The sequence below is a fragment of the Longimonas halophila genome, from assembly GCF_002554705.1.
In the GTDB taxonomy this organism is placed as follows: domain Bacteria; phylum Bacteroidota; class Rhodothermia; order Rhodothermales; family Salinibacteraceae; genus Longimonas; species Longimonas halophila.
Genome location: NZ_PDEP01000022.1, coordinates 1 through 20984 on the forward strand (window position 1 = coordinate 1; position 20984 = coordinate 20984).

A 20984-nucleotide genomic window follows, 5' to 3' on the forward strand; every position below is an offset into this window, starting at 1 on the left:
AAAAGGCGCACGAGCGCCGCGCGAAGAGCCTGTTCCGGTACGGGTTAGATGGGTTGCAACAGATACTGACGACCCCCGAGCCGCAAGACGCCGCCCTCTTCCGCTGTTTGAGCCTGCTTCAACGACCAACGGCTCATCTGCCCTATGGATAATATCCTATGGGTAGGCAATCATTCGCGTTTGAAGAGACACTCAACTTTTGTCATGTACCATGCGCAGCAACTGACCTTTCCAACTGTTTCAGGTAATGCGACTGTCGAAAAGTCGCTTGCGTTTGAGGTGGAAGGAGGAGGTGAAGCGCTGGATTATGTGTCCGATCTGTACCCTATATGGGGACAAGATGTAGACACGATGGCTTATACCCTTGTCCCTTCTCCTGACCTCAATTTCAGAGACGAAGAGGACGCGGTTAGCATATGGACACAGCGGTCCACGCAGGTGACACAGGGCTCTCTCAATAAACCACTTCTGATTGTAGAAGGGATTGACCTATCAGATGACACGCATCCGTATGCCAATTACGGACGCCTGGGAGATCTTGCACTACAGGCCCGAAACGACGGGTATGATGTCGCGGTGATCTCCTTTCAAGATCCTCTCTCTTCGATCCGACAACACGAGGAGGTGCTCCGAAGAGCGCTCCAACTTGTTCACGACTTAAAAGGGGATACGAGTCAACCCACGGCAGTTGCCGGTCTGAGCCGAGGGGGAGTTGTTGCTCGCTATGCTCTGGCCAAGATGGAAGAGAACGGGACGCCTCATCATACGTCCCTCTTTCTCTCTTACGACGCACCGCAGCGAGGGGGTAATATCAACCTCAATTTACAGGAGACTCTTTTCGGTAGTGGTAGAGTAGCAGATAATACTCCTCAGGAGGTGAAAGACCGACTCAGTTCGCAGGCGGTAAAAGAACTTCTCATAGATCACGCCGAGCATAACTCTCCCACAGAGAAAGAGGCACTGTTCAACGAAATCCGTGATCTGAATGGAGGCATTGGCTATCCCGCAGAGCCAAGACTGGTAACCTGGAGTAACGGTACGTGGTTGGAGCCTTCCTTTGATACAAATCTTGCTTTTGAGATTGTCAGCAATGGAGATATTAGAGACCAAGATGAGTTCGAATTAACTAATCTGGACAGAAAACCTGGATCTTATTTCCCAAGGTCTTTAAGTATTGATGAATCTGGATTTGTGACAATCGATGATTTAGATATCTTTAAATCAATAGGCACAATACTAGTCAATTTTGTTGGAATGCCATTCGGGTTTGATGCGAATGTGCCTACATGGTGGGCATTTTCTCAGAGAAGCGACCCGACATTCATCCCTACATCCAGCTCAACAGACAAGGATTCTCCATACAGTTCATCCCCGTTTGACTGCGTGACGGGGGTCGGTGAGCGGAGTTCACACGCCGCTTTCACCAGCGAAGCAGCCACTTTGATGCTGGATGAGCTTCGATATGCTTTTGGAGATGCCTCACAGCCCGGTAATTGCGAGTCCCTTCCCGGTCCCCCCCTCGAAGTCACCCTCTCCGGCCCAAGCATCGTAAATAGCGGGCAGGAGGGCACCTGGACCGCCGACGTTGAAGGCGGCGAGGGCTCGACCAGCTACGATTGGAGCGTACGTGAGCCCGGTGCTACCTCATGGACAGGAGTACCCTGCTCTGGCCAAACGTGCTCCTACACGTTCACCAACTTCAGTACCTATGTTCAGGACGTTGAGATACGCGTTACCGTCGACAAAGGCAGTGAGACCGACACCGACAGCCAATGGGTTACGGTGTCGCCGGGAGCTCCCGGCTGCGAACCGTGGATGATCGAGTGTCCATCTACCCAACTCGCGAATCTCCGCTCGTTTGAAGCCGAACCCCAAGGCGAGGCGGCCCAGCTGGCGTGGACGACCACCGGCTCGATGGGCGAGGGTGCCTTCCTCGTGCAGCACCGCGCCGATAGCACCGCCGCGTGGAGCGACCTCCAGACCGTCGAGGTCGCGGAGAAGACGCAGGTTGACTCTACTGATGCGCCGACCTACCAGCTTGAAACCGACGCGCTCGCGCCGGGCACGCACCAGTTCCGGCTGCAGTGGGCCGCGGACGGCGAGACGGCGCTCCTGTCGGATGTGGTGGAGGCAGAGATCACGCTTTCAGATCCGTACCGGCTGCGGGCGTATCCGAATCCGGTGGGCGCGCAGATGACCGTGGAAAGTGCGGTCAAGGAACGCCAGCACGTGCGGGTGCAGATCTACGATGTGCTCGGGCGGCGCGTTACGACGGTCTACGACGGCCCGATGGCACCCAACGAGGTGAAGCGCTTCACGGTGCAGCCCGGAGCCGACGGTCTGAGCAGTGGCACGTACTTCCTGCGCATGACGGGCGAGCAGTTCCAGACCACCACGCGCATTAGCGTCGTGCGGTAGGCGGGCTGAACATCCTCCACACAGAAACGATCCGAAGCGGGATGCGCATGGCAACGTGCGTATCCCGCTTTACGTGTAACGAGGTGGCAGGAAGAGCGGGATGCTCCGCTCGGTGAGCAGCAGACTCAGGTGCTCACACTCATGGGACGGGAGCTTACGTCGCTCATTCATGCGCCGGATGTGCCGTGAGGCGGGTCTTGCGCCCCTAATGTTAAGTTAGTGTGACCACCGGGGGGGGCGATTTTACAATGTCCACAGTACTGCGTATAGTGAATATGCAATGCAAAATGCAGTATACACGTTCACCTCACGAGCAGATCTTTTCATAGAGCTTCTTGCTTCGTGCAGGTCCAGCGTCTTGCTTCGTGTCCCCGTTGTTGGCTTCCCTTCCTGACATGTCTTATTTGCGCTTTACTCAAGACGTGGTATATACCGCATCCTCGCTCTGGTCTGCCTGGTTGCGATGTAGGCTTCTTTTCTTTGGAGGGCTGCTTGTAAGCCTCACGGTGTTCGGGGGCTGCTCATTGATGGAGAACGATGACACTCCGCCCTGGGATACTGATATTCCAGAAAGTGAAGACTTCGATGCCGAGGCTCCTGTGTGGACCGCTGACGGGGAGGAGCTTTTCTTTCTCCATACCCGTGAAGGGACAGACGCCAATCCGGGCCGCTTCAACCAGCTTTGGAAGGTGAATCTTAGCACAGGCAACCGCGAGCAGGTGGCTCCGGGACGGTTAACAACGCCTGATGTAAGTCCCGATGAAGAGTGGGTCGTGTTTCACTCGCGTGCGCAGTTTTCCCACCTGTACAAACTGCACCTTGAGAGCGACTCGCTGGTTGCCCTGACCGGGCCCGATTCTCCCAATCCCGATCTGGATGCGACTATTGTGGGCCGGTGGAGCCCAAGCGGAGACCGCATCCTGTATACCCGCTCTGCGGGAGAGCCGCGTGGGCTTTCTATGATGAACCCGGATGGAACAGAGGCCGAGATTTTCATTCCCTATGGCGTGCAGGGGGACTGGTTTCCAGATGGGGAGCGTGTTGTCTACGTCAACTGGGACATGAACGAGGAAGACCCAGGCCGCCGTAGGCAGATCTATGTAGCCAATGCGGATGGGTCGGGTGCAGAGAAGATCACTGATCTTCCGGACTCTGACGTTAGTCTTCCACGTGTGTCTCCAGACGGGACGCAGATCGTATTTGCATACGGTGGAGACGAAGGACTACGAAATCTGTATGTGATGAACGCGGACGGCTCAAACCTTCGCCAAATTACGGGAGGAAAGGATGGCAGTGATCGAATAGCGGATTGGCACCCCACTGAAGAAAAAATAGTTTTTGAACGGGCTTACTACACAGGCTACCAGCGAGTAAGTAGCTTGTACACAGTTGACCTTAAGACGTTAGACGTAGAGCCGGTTTTTCCGGCGGATTAGACCGCAGCCTTATTTCTCTCATCAGACCCTTTGATCTATACACAAAAAAACCGGATGAGCACCCACGCATTGGCCTGCCGGTGTGCTCATCCGGAATCTATCACAGTGAAGACCCGCCACAGAGCGAGACCGACTGTGCAGGTTGTGCACTTCATTTCTATGGTGGGTGTTCCTGTGGTTGCTTCGCTTCATTCACGAAGTTTCGTTTTTGATCCTCAACCACACCAGCACCAATGAGATATCTCCTTAAACGCTACGTGTACGCAGTCGTCATCATTGTATTCCTGATGATTGGGCTCAATCCTACACACGCTCAAATTGTGAATGACCCTCTGTTTGATCAGCAAGGCTATCTGGAAACAGCGAATATCCCCGACGCCTGGTCGTTTACAACGGGTGATCCAGATCAGACCATAGCAATTGTTGGAGGTGGAAATGTACTCCCCACCCACGAAGATCTGGGCAGTAAAACTCAGGTTCAGACAAGAGGGTTCGTGGACTCGCCCGCAAAACCTCCAATACCATTCAGCGACCAGCCCCCTTTTGCAACGGCCACTGCGGGTATGGCAGCAGCTATAACCAACAATCAAAAGGGGATTGCAGGCGTAAACTGGAATGCCTCTATCTTGTCGTATAATCCCGCCATTATAGAAACGGAGTCTGGATTCGAGATCTTTCGCTTCGACCCAACGCAAGCCGCTAATCAGTTGTCGCAGTCCATTCAAGATGGGGCCGACCTAACGATAGCATCGTTTACTTACTTTGAGGATAGTCCCGATGTGGAATTTGAGTTTCAGATTGGTACTGAAACTGTGAATATTTTAGGGGTGGATGTACCTGTAACTCTTTTAAGCCTCGGGGAATCAATTATCGGAATTGTCCGCGATCTCGTTACAGTCGATTCGGCTTTTTCGGATATGCTTGGTGCAATCGGAAATGCCGCACAGAACGACCACCTTATTGTTGCTCCTTCTGGCGACTTTTTGGGGATTGGCTCAGGTTTACCCGCTGCTTCATCACGATACAAGGGAGCCATCTCAGTTGGTAGTACTGACGAGTTTGATGATCCCTCTGAATTTTCTGGGTCGAGTATATCAACAAGCCCCTCTGGAGCAACACTCGATCTGGTTGCACCCGGTGAAGATGCAATGACAACGCTCAACACTGGGGATAGCAGCTATGGAGAAATAACTACTACAAACGCCAGTGCAGGGTTAGTGGGCGGTGTATCGTCGCTTCTGCAGTCGTATAACGAGGACCTAACGGCAGAAGACATTCGTCAGGTACTACGACGTACGGCGCGGGATATTGAGGCTCCAGGCTTTGATGCCAAAACGGGATTTGGGGCATTGGATGCCGAAGCTGCCCTGCAATACGTTGACAACCGAACAATTACTCAAGGTATAGCGACAAATGGGGCTGCTACGCTGGAAGAAGAAAACTTTCAGCTTACAGCAACCCGCGTACCTATCTGGGGAGAAGTTGCTCCAGGAACATTTTTCGCTGATCGATACAGGGTTGAATTCGTCGTTGATCTCCCTGAAGGGTCCGAACACGATATCTGGCTGCGTCCTGTAGGCACGAAAGGATGGTCGCAAGCGGACCCAAACAATCAGATGCCAAATGCCGATTTTGAAGTGAATCCGTCTGAAGGAGAAGCAACAATCACGACTTGGGTATATGATCGAGAAGTTTGTGACGTATTGGGACGCTGTTACACTACGAGCCTTCCCGCTAGTGCGAATGACGCTCAAGTAGCTTACACGGTAGCTACAAAACCCGGTTCGCCTCCGCCTCCACCTCCACCCCCACTCGAAGCCACCCTCTCCGGCCCTACGTACGTAGACAGTGGGCAATCCGGTACCTGGACGGCCAACGTCGAAGGTGGCGAAGGATCGACCAGCTACAGTTGGGGCGTGCAGGCCCCCGGCTCGACTAACTGGACGCAAAAGTTCTGCTCAGGCGATTCCTGCTCGCATACGTTCTCAAACTTCGATAACTATGTCCAAGACGGCGAGATACGCGTCACAGTTACCAAAGGAAGCGAGACCGAAACAGCGAGCCAGATAGTTACGGTGTCGCCCGGAGCCTCAGGCTGCGAACCGGGAATGATCATCTGCCCCTCGGCGCTGGCTTCGCAGGTGAGCTCGTTTGAAGCCGAGCCTCAGGGCGAGGCGGCCCAACTGGCGTGGACGACCACCGGCTCGATGGGCGAGGGTGACTTCCTCGTGCAGCACCGCGCCGACAGCACCGCCGCGTGGAGCGACCTGCAGACCGTCGAGGTCGCGGAGAGGACCCGAGCCGACTCCACCGATGCGCCAACGTACCAGATTGAAACCGACGCCCTGGCGCCGGGCCCCCACCAGTTCCGGCTGCAGTGGGCCGCAGGCGGCGAGACGGCGCTCCTGTCAGATGTGGTGGAGGCGGAGATCACACTGGAAGATCCGTACCGGCTGCGGGCCTATCCGAACCCGGCGGGGGCGCAGATGACCGTGGAAGGCGCGGTCAAGGAGCGTCAGCACGTGCGGGTGCAGATCTACGATGTGCTCGGGCGGCGCGTTACGACCGTCTATGACGGCCCGATGGCACCGAATGAGGTGAAGCGTTTCACCGTGCAACCGGGTACAGAGGGCCTGAGCAGCGGGACGTATTTCCTGCGCATGACGGGGGAGCAGTTCCAGACCACCACGCGCATTAGCGTGGTGCGGTAGGCGGGCCGAACATCCTCCACACAGAAACGACCCGGCTCCACACACCGAAGCGGGATGCGCATGGCAACGTGCGTATCCCGCTTTACGTGTAACGAGGTGGCAGGAAGAGCGGGATGCTCCGCTCGGTGAGCAGCAGACTCAGGTGCTTACCCTCATGGGGCCGGAGCTTACATCGCTCATCCATGCGCCCGGTGCGCCGTGACGCTGTTATTCACCTGCCCAAATGACCCGCCTTAGTGATGCATATTGGGCGTCTATCCATCTTTCTGCACCAAACCAGGCTACACCTGCGTAAATAACTCAAAAGCACAGTCGCCCTATACTCCGACACAGTGCATGCCTGCTGCTTTGCCCTCCAACCCCACGGTCCGCACGGTGCTGCGTGAAGCACGCACCGCGCTGCATAATCTGTATGGCGATCGTTTGAAGCGTATCGTCGTGTTCGGCTCCCAGGCGCGGGGCGACGCCCATGCAGACAGTGACATCGACCTGGCCATTGTGCTCATGCCTCCCGTCGACGCATATGCCGAGTCACAGCGTACCAGCGACCTTGTGGTGAACATGGCCATTCGCTACGGCGTTGCGCTTTCTATGCTGCATCTTAGCACTAAGGAGTTTGCCAACACGCAACACGCACTCATCCGCACGCTCCACGAAGAAGGCATCACACTGTGACTGCTCCCGATGACGAAACCCAAGCCCTGATGCGTAAGGCACGCCAGGCGATTGAGGATGCACGCTTGTTGCTGGATCATAGCCGCTCAGAAGCCGCTGTCAATCGTATCTACTATGCTGCTTTCGATGCTGCGCGGGCAGCTCTTCTTACCAAAGATGAAGCCCCGGCCTCACATTCGGGTGTGAAAGCACGGTTCAGTTATCATTTTGTGCGTACGGATCAAGTTGAACGGAAGCATGGACGTACGCTCGCAGTAGCCGAGGACATGCGTAATCGAGCCGACTACAACGCATTTGCCGTTTTTGACACAGGTGCCGCTATAGACCTGCTCAGCGATGTAGAGCAGTTTGTCGAAGTGATTGCCGACATGCTCTGACGCAGATCCTCTCACGTATCGAGGACACCCTAACCATACACGCCCCACAGCGCACGAAGCACTGCGGGGCGTGGTTTTTTGCGTTGTGTGATGCTCAGCGTACGACATCAGTTGAAGATGTACTTGATGCCGAGCTGCATGCGCCAGCGCGACAGCAGGTTCGGGTCGTCGGTGTAGGTGGACTCGGGGCCTACGAAGTTGAGCACGGGATCTCCGTCGCTGTCGAATATGGGATTGTCATCGGCATCGGTTGCAACTTCCAACGGCGAGGTGGCCGAGGCGCGGGCCACCTTGCGCACGCCCCAGTCCGAGTTCAGCAGGTTGGGCACGTTCAGAATGTCAAGGCTCAGCTGAAAACGCTGCGGGGCCCCGCCCACTTCAAACGCTACATCTTGCATGATGCGCAGGTCCAGGTTCGCAAACCAAGGATTGACTGCGCCAAACCGCTCGGCGATCTGTCCGCGATTCTCGCTGAGGTAGTCATCTTGCTCAATGAACGCATCCAGCGCATCCCACTGGCTCGGATCGGCCAGGGTGATCTCGTCCGGGCTCTCCGGGATGTAGATGAGGTCGTTGGAGCCGGAGCCGTCGCCGTTCACATCGCCCGAGTAGATGTACGAGTAGCGGTTGCCGCCGCCTACGGTGAACTGATTGCCCTCGGCCACGGAGAAGAACGCGCCGATGGTCGTGGCAAACCGGTCGCGGCTGCCCCACACGTGGCGGTAATTCGCCGAGCCGCTAATGCGGTGGCGGATGCCAAACTCGGAGTTGGCCAGGTTCGGGTCGTTCGGATCGCCCTGCACCGGCAGCTCCTGCCACAGCGCACTGGCGATTTCTGTCGTCTTCAGCTGACTCTCGGCTCGGGTGTAGCTGTAGGCCACGCTCGTGTACAGCCCGGACGCAAACTCTTTCTTGAGCTCAGCCGTCACGTTCAGGTTGTAGCCCTCGTTGGTGTTGTCGAGGGTGTAGATGCCTGCGCCGTCGGGATTGAGCTCGTTTTCGCCTTCTGCGGCCCCGAAGTACGGGCGACCGTCTTGCTGGAGGAAGCGCGAGGGGGTGCCCAGATCAAAGTTGCGCATCACAATGGCGTTGCGGTCGTTGCCGTAGATGCCTTCGATCGTCGCGATGAATCCACCAGGCAAACGCTGGTCAATGCCAATGTTGGTCGTCCACACCTGCGGCCACTTGAAGTCGCTGACGACTCCATTCAGGTCGAACGACTGCTGTAGCACCGCGCCGTCTTGCGTGAAGTGGTCCTCGGGAATCTCGTCTTCGGAGAGGCCCACGCCTGGAATGGGGCTGAAGAGGTTCGGGTTAGCGCCTGGATTCGAGATCACGTTGCCAATCCACACAAAGGGGATGCGCCCCGTAAAGATGCCCGTGCCGCCGCGTACCTGCGTGGTGCGATCGCCAAACACATCCCAGTTGAAGCCAATGCGTGGCGACCACAGCGGCGTCACGTCCGGCAACTGGCTCTGGTCAACCGTGGTGGGATTGTCGTTCTCATCCAGGGCGGTAAGGCCACGCGAGAATGGATTGTCGACCGGATCCGTGAAGTAGAGCGGGAAGTCCACGCGCAGCCCGAACGTCAGGTTCAGGCGTGGACCGGGCGCGTATTCGTCTTGCACGTAGAACGCAAGCTGCCCCACATCAATAAACTCGCCCTTGAATGGGACTGACTCGGGCGTGATGAGGCCGCGCAGGTCTGCCGGATCGCTCGGATCAGTCTCGTCGAAAAAATTGTCGACTGAAGGGAACGTGTTGGGCAGCTCCAGAAAGCCGAATTGCCCGTGGCGGAACAGATTGAACGAGTTGAAGAAGGAGAACAGCTCGAAGTTCGCCCCGCCGGTGAGCACGTGCCGCCCGGCGAAGTAGCTGAAGTTATTCGTGACCTGCAGCACATCCTGATCCAGGATGTTGTTGATCGAAAACGGCTCGTGGCCCACCGTGGTGTAGGTCGTGCCATCTTGCCCGATCTCAATCGTCGGGAACGGCGTGCTGAACGGCTCGCGGAAGTCGCGGAATCGGTTATAGCTCGAAAAGAAGCGATTCGACCACGCATCCCCCCGACTGTTGAGCTCCAGCGCAAAGGAATTGAGCTGGTTGTTGATGCGGTAGCCTGCATTCTCAAATGGCAGACTCTGCTCGTTTGGCCCACGTCCGGTGCCGTTAAACGAGATGGCCACCGGGTTGGGCCCAAGGTCGCGGCGGGCGTCCAGGTAGTTGTAGCGGAGGCTGAGGTCATGATTGGTACTGATATTCCAGTTCAGCTTCAGCAGCAGCTTGTCGTTGTCGGTGGCGTGGAGGTAGTCCTGAAAGCGCCCCGGGTTGTAGTCGTAGACGTCGATCATGCGCTGGCGGATGTCTTCCATCACGCCTTCGCGCACACGCGACTCGCCAGGTCCTACGGTGCCGTCGGTGTCGGCCACGAAATCGGTGCCGGGATCTTCGCGGCGCGAAATCTCACCGTTGACGAAGAAGAAGAGCTTATCTTCAACAATCGGCCCGCTTGCAGTAAAGCCGGTCTGGTTGAAGGTAAGGTCCGGGTTGGCGATGACCTCGTTGCCGCTTACCGTGTTGCCCTGGAAGTTCTCATCGCGGTAGAAGGTGTAGAGCGAGCCCGAGAACTCGTTGGAGCCGCTCTTGGTCACGGTGTTCACGTTCGCGCCTGTGAATCCGCCCTGACGTACATCGAACGGGGCGACGGAGACCTGCACCTGCTCAACGGATTCGAAGGGGATCGGCTCGGCGTTGGCCTGGCCTCCGGGCGACGGGTCGTCGAGCCCGTACGGATTGTTGAAGTAGGAGCCGTCGACGGAGAGGTTGTTGAAGAGCCAGTTGCGGCCGCCAAAGCTGAGGTTGCCGTCGTTACGCGGGTCGGTACGGATGAGGTCGCGCGTAGAACGGTCGATGGAGGGGAGCCGCGCCACCTGCGCCGGGTCGACCGAGGTGACGGCGCCCGTGCGCTCGCTGTTCATGACGTCATCGCTGTCGGCGGTAATGGTTAGCTCGTCGAGCGCAATATCTTGCTCGGTAAGCTCAAAGTTGAGTTGGAAGGTTTCGCCCAGGTTAAGCGTGATGCCCTCTTCCGTCTGCGGGGCAAATCCCACAAATGAGGCCGTTACGGTGTAGGGCCCGCCCACGCGGGCATTCTGAATGGTATACGTACCCGAGCTACGCGTCGACACGCCGTACTCGGTGCCGCTGGGCTCGTGGACCGCGACGACATTCGCCCCCGGGAGCGGTTCGCCGCTGGCATCAGTTACGAATCCGCGGATGGTGGCGGTGGTTACGCCCTGCGCCCACGCGCCGGAGCTGCTGGCGGCCAAAATGAGAAGTGCAACACATAAAAATCGACAAAGACGTATCGGTAGCGACATAGACACATGGGGTGGGGAGAGAGAAACAGGAGTGCAATACTGTGCACTGTTCGACTTTGCAAGATACACGGTACACCCCAGCTAATCCGCTTCGTATGTTATCTACGCGCTATCAAATTATTATCATTGTGTAACAGGGTTGTTGGTGGCGCCTCGTTGTGAGAATCTGGTGAGCCATTAGCCATCTTTTGGCTACGTTTCGCCGGGCTGCCCTGCACTACAGAGGCGTTTCTGGTAGTCATCCAATGCCAAGACGCGTTGAAGGCTACGTACAATCTTGGTTTCGAAACCGCATAAAAGCGACACGGGCACGATGCAGGAACCGATGAAAGCAAACGTTGAATGGGCGCTCCACATGATAGAGTCCCGGCCCGGTGGAATCTGGGGGCGGCTTGTTCGTATGCTTAGTGTATCTATTGCGGCTCCTCGCTGCCGCTGCTTCTTCTCGTTTTTGGTCTTTGCTCCATGACGGATTCTTCAACGGCTTCGTCCACATCGCCCGAGCCCAGCAGTTCGGCGACGAACTCGGCATCAGCAGACGTCGCGTCCCCATCAGATGCCTCTGATGCGACGTCTGGCAGCGTAGCGGAGGACGCGTCAGAGAACGCGACTCCGGGACTGGGCACGTTTGCGGGGGTGTATCGCCCTACCGTGATGACCATTCTGGGGCTGATGATGTACGTCCGCGAGGGCTGGGTGGTGGGGCAGGCGGGCCTGCTGGGCACGCTGCTGATCATCGTGGGGATGTTCATCATCACGGGGACGTCGGCGCTCTCGCTCTCGTCGATTACGACGAACATCCACATTGGCGCTGGGGGCGTCTTCTCCGTTATCTCCAAGTCGCTGGGCCTGGAAACGGGCGGAAGCATCGGCATCCCCCTATACCTGGGCCAGGCGCTCTCGGGGGCGCTCTACATCTACGGATTCACCGAGGGCTGGCTCTACCTTTTCCCTGAGCACTCGCCGTGGCTGGTGGCGTACAGCCTGTTTGTCATCACGTTTGGCATTGCGGTCGCATCCTCAAAAATCGCCTTCAAGGTGCAGGGCGTAGTCATGATTATCATCCTGGTGTCGATGGGCTCCATTGCGCTGGGCGTTACGCAGTTCGGTGGCAACGCGACGCTGCACACCCCGCAGCTCTGGGGCTCGTTCGAGGATGTGTCGTTCTGGGTGCTCTTTGCGATCTTCTTTCCAGGCGCTACGGGCATCAAAGTGGGCGCGAGCATGTCTGGCGCGCTCGAATCGCCGCGCAAGAGCATTCCACGGGGCACGCTGGCTGCTGTGGGCACTGCGTTTGTGGTCTACGTGGGTATGGCCGTGTGGTACAGCGTAGTGGCCGACCCTGAAACGCTGCGCGCCGAACGCCTGATTGTGCTGGAACGCGCTGCCGTGGGCGAACTGGTGCTGGCTGGACTGCTCGCCTCCACCTTTACCGCCACCATTAGCACGATGGTGGCCGCCCCGCGCGTGCTGCAGGCGCTGGCGGAGCAGAAGATTACGCCCAAGCACCGCTGGCTGGGGGCGCTTACCGACAGCGGCGAGCCGCGTAACGCCACCATTGCCACCGGCGCGCTGGTGGCGGGGGCCCTGCTCTTGGGGGGACTGGACAACGTAGCGATCCTCATCACGATGTTCTTCCTCGGGATCTACGTGATGATCAACGCGGTTGTGGCGATCGAGCAGAGCCTGGGTTTGCTGTCGTTTCGGCCTACGTTTCAGATTCCGCGTGCCGTGCCCATCGTGGGGGTGGCAGCCTCTACGCTCGCGCTCTTCGTGGTGAACGCGGTCTTTGCCCTCGTGGCGCTGCTGATTATCGTGGCGCTGTATGCCTACCTGGTGCGCCGCCAACTGACCACGCCGTGGCAGACGGTGCGCAGTGGCATCTTCGTGTCGCTGGCCAACTGGGCCTCGAAGCACGTAGCCCGCACGCTCGACGAGCCCAACGAACGTGCCTGGAAGCCCGACCTGCTCGTGCCCGTCACGTCGCGGCCCGAACTCGACGGGGCGTTTCGCTTCCTGCGCACCCTGGCCGAACCGAAGGGCTCGCTCCGCATCATTGGGGTGCAGTGCACCGAGCAGACCGCGCCCTCCTCGAATGAACTGAACCGCCTGGAGGAAGTCACGCGCACCTTTCGCAACGAAGAGCTGCTGGCCACCTCGTCGCTTATCAAAGCGCCCACCTTTTTGGAGGGGGTGGAGATGAGTGCCTCGGTGCTGCGGGGCACGGCATTTCGCCCCAACATCTTGTTCGGGCTGGCCCACCGCCACGATGCCAATGCCATTCAGGGCTTCGTTGACATTGCCGAACGGCACGCCCTGGGCACAGCGCTGCTCTACGAGCATCCCGAAGCCGCCCTTAGTCAGGAGCGCCGCGTGAACGTATGGGTCACCGACCAGAGTCCCGAGTGGTCGCTTGGCATGCGGATGCCGAACCTGGACCTGCCCTTGCTGCTGGCCCTGCAGATCCGCCACGACTGGAACTGCACGCTGCGTCTGGTGACCATCTGCTCCGACACCGACGAGATGCCGAACGCACGGCACTTCCATGAGCGCCTCATTGAAGATGCCCGTCTGCCTGCCGACACCGAGTCGTTTGTGATGCAGGGCGATTTCTTTGATAAGGTGGAAAAGGCGCCTGAAGTAGACCTCAACATCTTCGGCATCGCCCGCACCGCCGACCCCGAAGCCATGCGGCGCCTGGTGGAGATCACCGGTACGTCGTGCCTGTTCGTGCGCGACTCGGGCCGCGAAAGCGCACTGGCGTAGCAGCGAGGGGCCGCACCGTCTGCGCTGGCACTTGCCGCATGCGTCGGTTACGTTGTTGGGGTACCGTTCGTCGGCCTCGTGTTTTCTTCCTGTACGTATGGCATTTGCTGTGCCTCTGCCCCCATTTCGTGCATTCATTTGGATAATTGGCCTTTGGGGACTGCTTGGCCTGGGCGGGAAGCCCGTGCAGGCCCAACAGATTACCTCCTCGCAAGAGGCCGGCGCGGTAGCACGCCAGTACATCGGTCCCGACACATACGGCGCTCATGCGCAAAACTGGGGAGCGGCCCAGGACTCCAGCGGTGTGTTCTACGTGGCGAATACCGAGGGCGTCCTCACCTACGACGGCACCGCCTGGCGCACCATTCCCACGGCCAACCGGAGCATTGCGCGCTCCGTGGCTGCCGACGACGAGGGGCGCATTTTTGTGGGGGCGCAGCGGGACTTCGGCTATATGGAGCGCAATGCGCAGGGGCAGTTGCGCTACGTCTCATTGCTCGACCATGTGCCGCCCGAGCACCGGTCGTTTACAGATGTTTGGCAGACGCAAGTGACCTCAGAAGGCGTCTACTTTCAGGCATTCCGCCGTCTCTTCCGGTGGGAGCCCCGCACACAGACGATGCAGTCGTGGGCGCCCGACACCCGTCTGCAGTACGCCGATGTAGTCCGCGATACGCTGTACGCCCACGTCGAGGAACAGGGGCTTATGGCAATGCGCAATGACTCGCTCCACCTCGTGCCAGGCGGCGACATGTTTGCCGATCGGCAGGTGCGCTTCGTGCTCCCCCACGGCAACGGCGGGCTCCTGGTGGGCACGCAGTCGGGCCTGTTCGTGCGTGACGGAGATCGCTTTGCGCGCTTTGAAACGGCGTTCGATGCGCCTCTGCGCAATACGCTGGTGTTTACAGCTATTCGGGGGCCAGACGAATCCGTCGTTATCTGCACGTTAGACCGGGGTGTCTTTCTGTTAAACCCCGACGGCTCCATCCGCCAGCATGTTGATACGCGAGAGCAGCCTGCTCTCAATCTGTATACCGACCGCGAAGGCGGGTTGTGGGCGATCCTTGATGGCGGTCTGATCCGATACGACGTGCGCGCTCCATACACAACGTACCCTGACACGCTGGGGATTGCGGGCGATGTGGGCGACATCGTGCGGCACCGCGACACGCTCTTCCTGTCTACCGAGCGCGATGTGGTTCGTATGCAGCCGTCAACGGATGCAACGCCGACGTTTGAATCCGTCGCGTCCTACTTGCAGAGCTGGTCGCTGCTGTCTGTGGAAAATGACCTACTCATAGGCAGCAGTGCGGGGGGGGATGTGCGCGGTCCCAATGGGCAGATCGAGCGTCTCTTTGATGCCGATCACGTCTACAGCCTGCACCGCTCGGCCGTCGATTCTTCGCGCGTCTATGCCGCGACCGGACGCGGTGTGCGCCCGCTGACGTATGAGGGCGAGGCCGCCCCGGCCCGCTCGCGCTGGACGGTAGCGCCGTACGTCCCTAACCTGAACACCGAAGCCCGCACCGTGGCCGAGGCCGACGACGGTACGCTGTGGGTAGGCACGACCTTCGACGGCGTGTACCGTATCCGCTTTGATGCAGAAGACACTGTGCGCGTCGACCACTTCGGCCCCGATGACGGCTTGCCGCCTGATCGCATAGAGCCGCATCGGTGGAACGGGCGCATCGTGTTTGGGACCAGCACCGGTCTGATGGACTTTTCTGAGGGCCGAACGCCGCGCTTTGATCCGCTGACGCGGGTTGAGATGCCTTCGTCGCTGGAAGCCGGGAAATCGTATGTGCGCCTTCAGGAGGATGCGCAGGGCCGCACCTGGGGCCGCACCGACACCGGGCCAGGCCGCTGGGTACAGACAGAAAGCACCTGGTCGTGGGCACCTGGCGTGCTGCATCGGCTCCAGGGCCGCGCATCCAATACCATTCTGACTGAGAAGCGCGGATCGGTGCTCTGGCTTGGCATGGAAGACGGGCTGGTGCGCTTTACACCGGATCATCCGGCGCCGCCTGCGCCGCCGCCCGTGCGTATCCACCAGGCGAAGCTGCTTGCGTCCGATTCATTGCTAACCACCGGGCACGCACCCGCGCTGGATTTTGCCGACAACGGACTGCGCATTGCGTATGGAACGCCCTCGCTGGCCGATCTGGAGGCGGTGGCGTACCAGCATCGCCTCATTGGGCGTGAGGCGGGCTGGTCGGACTGGACGGCCCGCACCACGCGCGAGATGCCGAATCTGTCTCCGGGCGACTACACGTTTGCCGTGCGTGCCCGTACCGCGTACGGAGACACCACGCAGGCCGCGCACTATGCCTTCACGGTGCGTCCGCCGTGGTATCGGACGTGGTGGGCTTATGTGCTGTACGCGCTCATGGGCGGCGGGCTTGTGGCAGGGGCCGTGCAGCTGCGCACGCGCCACCTGCGTCGGCGGCAGCGGACGCTAAAGCGCATCATCGATGCGCGGACCGAAGCTATTCAGGAGAAGAATGCCCAGCTCGCCACGCAGGCCGAGCAGCTTAAAGAGCTCGACCAGGCCAAGAGCCGCCTTTTCGCCAACGTAAGCCACGAGTTTCGCACGCCGCTTACGGTGGCGCTGGGCCTGCTCAAAGACTGGACCGAGGCCGACAATGCCGATCTTGCAGATGCGCTGCAGGCCGACCTGAAGCAGGTGCTGCTGCAGAACCGCCGCGTGCTGCGCCTGGTGAATCAGCTCCTCGACATCGCCCGGCTGGAGTCGCAGTCGCTGACCCTGCGCGTGCAGCCGATAGATCTTACGCCATTTCTGGAGCGCGTGGCCGCCGCCTTTGAGCCGCTGGCGGCGCAGCACGGCATCACGTTCAACCGCCGCCTGCCGGGCAACATCGGTACTGTTCCGGGTGATCCTGAGCATCTGGAGACGGTCGTTGTGAACCTGCTCTCGAATGCATTCAAGTTTACGCCCGCCGAGGGCACCATCACGCTCACCGCAACGGTGCACGACGAGCGCGATGAAACCGCCTGCATTCAGGTAGCGGATACCGGGCCGGGCATTCCGCCCGAAGATCACGACGCCATCTTCGAGCGGTTCGTGCAGACCCATCGCTCGGACGCTGGAGGCACAGGCATCGGGCTGGCCCTGGTCAAGGCGCTTACCGAGCAGCACGGCGGCACGGTGTCGGTCGAGAGCGCTGAGGGCGAAGGCACGACCTTCACCATTGCGTGGCCGCGCCACGTGGGCGCGCTCCTCGACGAAGCAGTTGTGGGGGATGAGACCGCTCATGAAATAGGCGATGGCCTTCCGCGCCCGAATGCCGCGGCTCTGCCTCAGATTACGTCGCCTGCGGAGGCTGCGACCGATGTTGATGCGAAGGACGACGCTACGCATCCCACCGTACTCATTGTCGATGATAATGCCGACATCCGCGCGTATGTGCGGCGGCACCTGGCGACCCGCTACCACATCATCGAAGCCAGCGACGGCCAGGCGGGGCTTGAGCAAGCCCGCACGCACACGCCCGACTGCATCGTATCGGACGTGATGATGCCGACGATGGACGGCGTGGCCATGCTGCGGACCCTGCGCGACGATCCGGCCACCGACTTCATTCCGGTGGTACTGCTCACGGCCCGCGCCGAGCTCGACGACAAGATTGGCGGCCTCGACGCCGGGGCCGACGACTACCTCACCAAGCCGTTTCGTCCACGCGAGCTGCGCGCCCGTATTCGGACCCTGCTGGCTCAGCGTATGCGGCTGCGCGAGCGGTTTCAAGCCGACCCGCCCGCCGCGCCGGCGTCGCCCGACGACACCCCGCCGGTGCTCCGCGACGTACGCGAAGTCATCCATGATCACCTGGCTGACCCCGACCTGAGCGTGCAAGACATTGCCGATGGACTGCCCATGAGCCGGTCAACGCTCTACCGCCGCCTGCGCGAGGCGACCGAGCACTCGCCCAGCGACCTGATCTGGCAGGTGCGGCTGACGGAAGCCCATCGGCTCTTGGCACAGGGCGAGGGCAATGTGAGCGAGGTGGCGTATGGGGTCGGATTCAAAACGGTATCGCACTTCAGCAGTCGCTTCCAGGACCACTTCGGCGTGCCGCCGTCCACGATCCGGCCCAACGTACCGCAGGACGCGTAGCGAGAACCTGGTGGTCTTCGCATCGGCGTGTTAGCACGTCATCTGACATGCTCAGGCAACAGATTGACACGCTCAGATAACGCATCGGAGGCCCTGGTGCGGTATGCTGTGGGTGTTGCGTTCTGCCCAACAGCCTCGCCGCCAGGTCGGTGCCCTGCCTATGTCTGATGATGCCCCCTCCTCTGATTTGCCTGCGGACTCGTCGGACCCGAGTCGTACCAACAACAAAAACGATGACGGCGATGTCTTGGGCGAATCAGGCTCGTCCGCCCCAACGCCGCGCATGCTTTCGCAACGTACGCGCCTGGAGCTAAGCATCTTGCAGGCCACGCTGCGCACCTCAAATGAGCAGGCGGCTTCCGGTCCAGAGACGACAGATTCGGGAGATGTAGATGCTTCGGGGGATGCAGCGCCCGACGCATCCCCCTGAATACGGAGGCCGCTCCAAAACCCCTGCGTAGCGTCCACAAACGGCCCTGTGTCGCCGGTGTATCACCGGTATGACACGCGTTTGACACGCTCAGGCAACAGATTGACACGCTCAGATAACGGAATGAACGGGTCAATTGGGTAAGATAGAACCACATGCGTCCCGCTCGGCGGGGCGCTTCGGCTGAACATGTGATCTACCCCCCAATTTGCCATGCGTACCGATACGCACCATCGCACCCTGATTCATTTCTTTACGACACAGGTCGGCCCGCTGCGCGCCTGCGTGCTCATGGGAGTGGTGCTCTGCGCGCTGCTCATCGGTCCACCCGCCGCGCAGGCGCAGTCGGGCAACATCATCTATGTGGATGCCGCCGCCCCGGGCAACGATGATGGCTCTTCGTGGACCGACGCCTACACCACCCTGCAAGACGCTCTGGCAAGCGCCACCGGCACAGACGAGATCTGGATGGCGGCGGGCACCTACTACCCTGACGAAGGCACCGGAGTCACCAACGACGACCGCACCGCCAGCTTTACCGTGACGGGCAACCAGAATGGTCTGGCGATCTACGGCGGGTTTGCCGGAGGCGAGTCGGCGCGGGAGCAGCGCGACCCGGACGCCAATGAGACAATTCTCAGCGGCGACATTGATGGCGACGGCACGCTCGCGAGCAATAGCTATCACGTGCTCGTTTTCGATGGAGGGAATGGCATCGGCGCAGACGTGGCCCCGAATATAACTACGGATACGGTGTTGGATGGAGTGACCGTCACCAAGGGCAATGCCGATGGGAGCGGTGGAAACTTCTCAGGGGGAGGGCTCTTCTGCGACGGAGTCGGGAGCTCAAACGTGTGCAGCCCCACCCTCACTGCTGTCACGTTCATTGAAAACAGCGCCGGAAGCGCTGCTGCGATCTATAATTGGGGCAGTGGTGGGGAGAGCAGTCCGCACATCATAAACTCCACCTTCATCAACAATACTGCCGATACTGGTGCCGCAATCTATAACGATGCTGATGGCGGTGGCACAAGCAGCCCAAAGATTATAGGTACCACTTTTTTTAACAATGCTGCTAACTTCACTGGCGGCGTCTTTTTTAACGTTGGGGTCGATGGTGGGGTCAGCAATCCGCAGATCATTCGTTCCATATTTATCGAGAATACCGCGGAAAACGGCGGCGCGATGTACAACGAGAGCTATATCGGGACATGCAAGCCGCAGATCGTGAGCTCGATCTTCTTCGGGAACACCGCCACAGATAAAGGTGGGGCAATCCTCAACTCGGGCCGCGGTGGCACAAGCAGCCCGCAAATCATAGGTTCTACCTTCACGGGCAACACCTCGGGTGAGGGCGGTGCGATCTACAGCGACGGCCGTGACTTCGACGCCACTGCCGGCTTCCGCCCCGGCACAAGCAGCCCGCAGATCATAAATACGATCTTGTGGGGCAACACCGCCGGCAGCGGTGGCGAGCTTTACAACGTTGCTGCCACGCCGACCTTCGAGCATACGCTGATCGAGGGGGGGCTCGACGGTATCAGTGAGAATAACGGCTCCTCGACCACTGACGGCGGGAATAACCTCGACGTGAATCCGCTTTTTGTGGATGCGAGTGCTCCTGCCGGGCCCGATGGGATCTTCGGCACCGCCGATGACGGGCTACAGGTGCGTGCAGGATTTCCGGCGGTTGATGCGGGGACCAATGTCCCGTTCGAGCCCGGTGGGGCCGCCGAAACGGTGACCACCGATCTCCGGGGCGACGCCCGCATCCAGGACGGCGATGGCGATGGGACCGCGACCGTGACGCTCGGGGCCTACGAAGCGGCCATCGACGCCGTCGACCTGCGTCTCACGGCCACGCCGACGGCGGTGTCGGGCGACGCCCCCACGAGTCTCACGTTTCGTCTCGCGAACCGGGGCAATGCCGCCCCCACGGGCGTTGCGGTGGACCTGGACTCCCCGGCTGGGTTGACGCTCACAAAGACCGGCGGAGCTGGCACGCTCAGCGGCGGCACCTGGACCATTGGTTCGGTCCCCGGCGACGGCGAGGCCGCGCTCACGGTGGAGGTTGAGCGCCCGAGCGCACCCGAAGAGACGCTCCCCGCCACGGCCAGCCTGCAGGACGGATACACCGTCCCAGCAAGCACCAGCGACCTGACCGACCCGGAGCGCAGTGCCGCCGAGTGGGTGTCGCTGCCGGCCCCCTACGGCAGTGGGCAGGCCCTGGCGCTGGACGGGGACGGCGACTACGTTGCTGCCGACACCGCATCGGAGGTGATGGCTGATGCCGAGGCCTTCACCATCGAGGCCTGGGTACGGCTGGGCAGCACCACCGACCGGCCCGCCGTGCTTGCGTTTAACGGGGCCGTTGAGGACAACAAGAACATCCTCTTCTACGACAGCGGGCAGTTTCAGTACTACGACCCCGACATCACCTTTCAGTCCAGCAGCGACACGTTCGCGCCGGAGCAGTGGCACCACGTAGCTGTCGTGATCCAGGCGGATGACAGCGGCACCCTCTACGTGAATGGCACCGAGCAGGCCACCTTTACCACGAGCGTTCGCCCGGTGAGCGGCGGGCGGTTCTCGATCGGGCAGGAGTGGGACACGAGCACGCCAAGCGACTTCCTTGCCGGACAGATCGACGAGGTGCGGC

At 59.9% G+C, this 20984-nt stretch carries 10 protein-coding genes and 1 pseudogene; 10 read left to right on the plus strand and 1 reads right to left on the minus strand.

Annotation, left to right across the window (positions count from 1 at the left end; genetic code table 11):
* Positions 1–1443: 1443 nt before the first annotated feature.
* The 6 genes and pseudogenes from CRI93_RS15420 (at position 1444) to CRI93_RS14720 (ending at position 7617) form a co-directional block, all read left to right on the plus strand.
* Positions 1444–2418 carry a T9SS type A sorting domain-containing protein gene (locus tag CRI93_RS15420; RefSeq protein WP_176521892.1) on the plus strand — a complete coding sequence of 325 codons (975 nt, stop codon included), beginning with the start codon at positions 1444–1446 and terminating at the stop codon, positions 2416–2418.
* Between the two features lie 395 nt (positions 2419–2813).
* Positions 2814–3854 carry a TolB family protein gene (locus CRI93_RS14705; protein WP_141491737.1) on the plus strand — a complete coding sequence of 347 codons (1041 nt, stop codon included), beginning with the start codon at positions 2814–2816 and terminating at the stop codon, positions 3852–3854.
* 287 nt (positions 3855–4141) lie between these two features.
* A pseudogene (locus CRI93_RS15720) lies at positions 4142–5188 on the plus strand (S8 family serine peptidase); the annotation flags it as partial.
* 774 nt (positions 5189–5962) lie between these two features.
* A complete protein-coding gene (locus CRI93_RS15540; protein ID WP_245850574.1) occupies positions 5963–6565 on the plus strand; it encodes a T9SS type A sorting domain-containing protein in 603 nt (200 codons plus the stop codon).
* Positions 6566–6901: 336 nt separating this feature from the next.
* The gene (locus tag CRI93_RS14715) at positions 6902–7240 is read left to right on the plus strand and encodes a nucleotidyltransferase domain-containing protein (protein ID WP_098063443.1); all 339 of its coding nucleotides are present in this window, start codon (positions 6902–6904) and stop codon (positions 7238–7240) included.
* Entirely contained in the window at positions 7237–7617 is a 381-nt protein-coding gene (locus CRI93_RS14720) for a HEPN domain-containing protein (RefSeq protein WP_098063444.1), read from the plus strand. The genes CRI93_RS14715 and CRI93_RS14720 overlap by 4 nt, the downstream gene beginning before the upstream one ends.
* 107 nt (positions 7618–7724) lie before the next feature.
* Here the strand turns inward: CRI93_RS14720 and CRI93_RS14725 are convergent, their stop codons facing one another.
* Positions 7725–10946, minus strand: coding sequence for a TonB-dependent receptor (locus CRI93_RS14725; protein WP_176521894.1), 3222 nt, complete (start codon positions 10944–10946; stop codon positions 7725–7727).
* Positions 10947–11462: 516 nt separating this feature from the next.
* Here CRI93_RS14725 and CRI93_RS14730 point away from each other — a divergent pair.
* From CRI93_RS14730 to CRI93_RS14745, 4 genes are all read left to right on the plus strand, one after another.
* Positions 11463–13763 carry an amino acid permease gene (locus CRI93_RS14730; protein ID WP_098063446.1) on the plus strand — a complete coding sequence of 767 codons (2301 nt, stop codon included), beginning with the start codon at positions 11463–11465 and terminating at the stop codon, positions 13761–13763.
* A 97-nt stretch (positions 13764–13860) separates the two neighbouring features.
* Positions 13861–17895 carry a hybrid sensor histidine kinase/response regulator transcription factor gene (locus CRI93_RS14735; RefSeq protein WP_098063447.1) on the plus strand — a complete coding sequence of 1345 codons (4035 nt, stop codon included), beginning with the start codon at positions 13861–13863 and terminating at the stop codon, positions 17893–17895.
* A gap of 160 nt (positions 17896–18055) precedes the next feature.
* Positions 18056–18325, plus strand: a complete 270-nt coding sequence (locus tag CRI93_RS14740; protein WP_141491738.1) for a hypothetical protein — start codon at positions 18056–18058, stop codon at positions 18323–18325.
* 213 nt (positions 18326–18538) lie between these two features.
* Positions 18539–20984, plus strand: a 2446-nt coding sequence (locus CRI93_RS14745; protein WP_217992560.1) for a LamG-like jellyroll fold domain-containing protein, incomplete at its 3' end; no start/stop codon positions are given.

Excerpts from the sequence above, each read along its gene's own strand:
- CRI93_RS14715 (WP_098063443.1), top strand. The coding sequence starts at position 6,902 with ATGCCTGCTGCTTTGCCCTCCAACCCCACGGTCCGCACGGTGCTGCGT.
- CRI93_RS14730 (WP_098063446.1), top strand. The coding sequence starts at position 11,463 with ATGACGGATTCTTCAACGGCTTCGTCCACATCGCCCGAGCCCAGCAGT.
- CRI93_RS15540 (WP_245850574.1), top strand. The coding sequence starts at position 5,963 with ATGATCATCTGCCCCTCGGCGCTGGCTTCGCAGGTGAGCTCGTTTGAA.
- CRI93_RS14705 (WP_141491737.1), top strand. The coding sequence starts at position 2,814 with ATGTCTTATTTGCGCTTTACTCAAGACGTGGTATATACCGCATCCTCG.
- CRI93_RS14740 (WP_141491738.1), top strand. The coding sequence starts at position 18,056 with ATGTCTGATGATGCCCCCTCCTCTGATTTGCCTGCGGACTCGTCGGAC.
- CRI93_RS14735 (WP_098063447.1), top strand. The coding sequence starts at position 13,861 with ATGGCATTTGCTGTGCCTCTGCCCCCATTTCGTGCATTCATTTGGATA.
- CRI93_RS15420 (WP_176521892.1), top strand. The coding sequence starts at position 1,444 with ATGCTGGATGAGCTTCGATATGCTTTTGGAGATGCCTCACAGCCCGGT.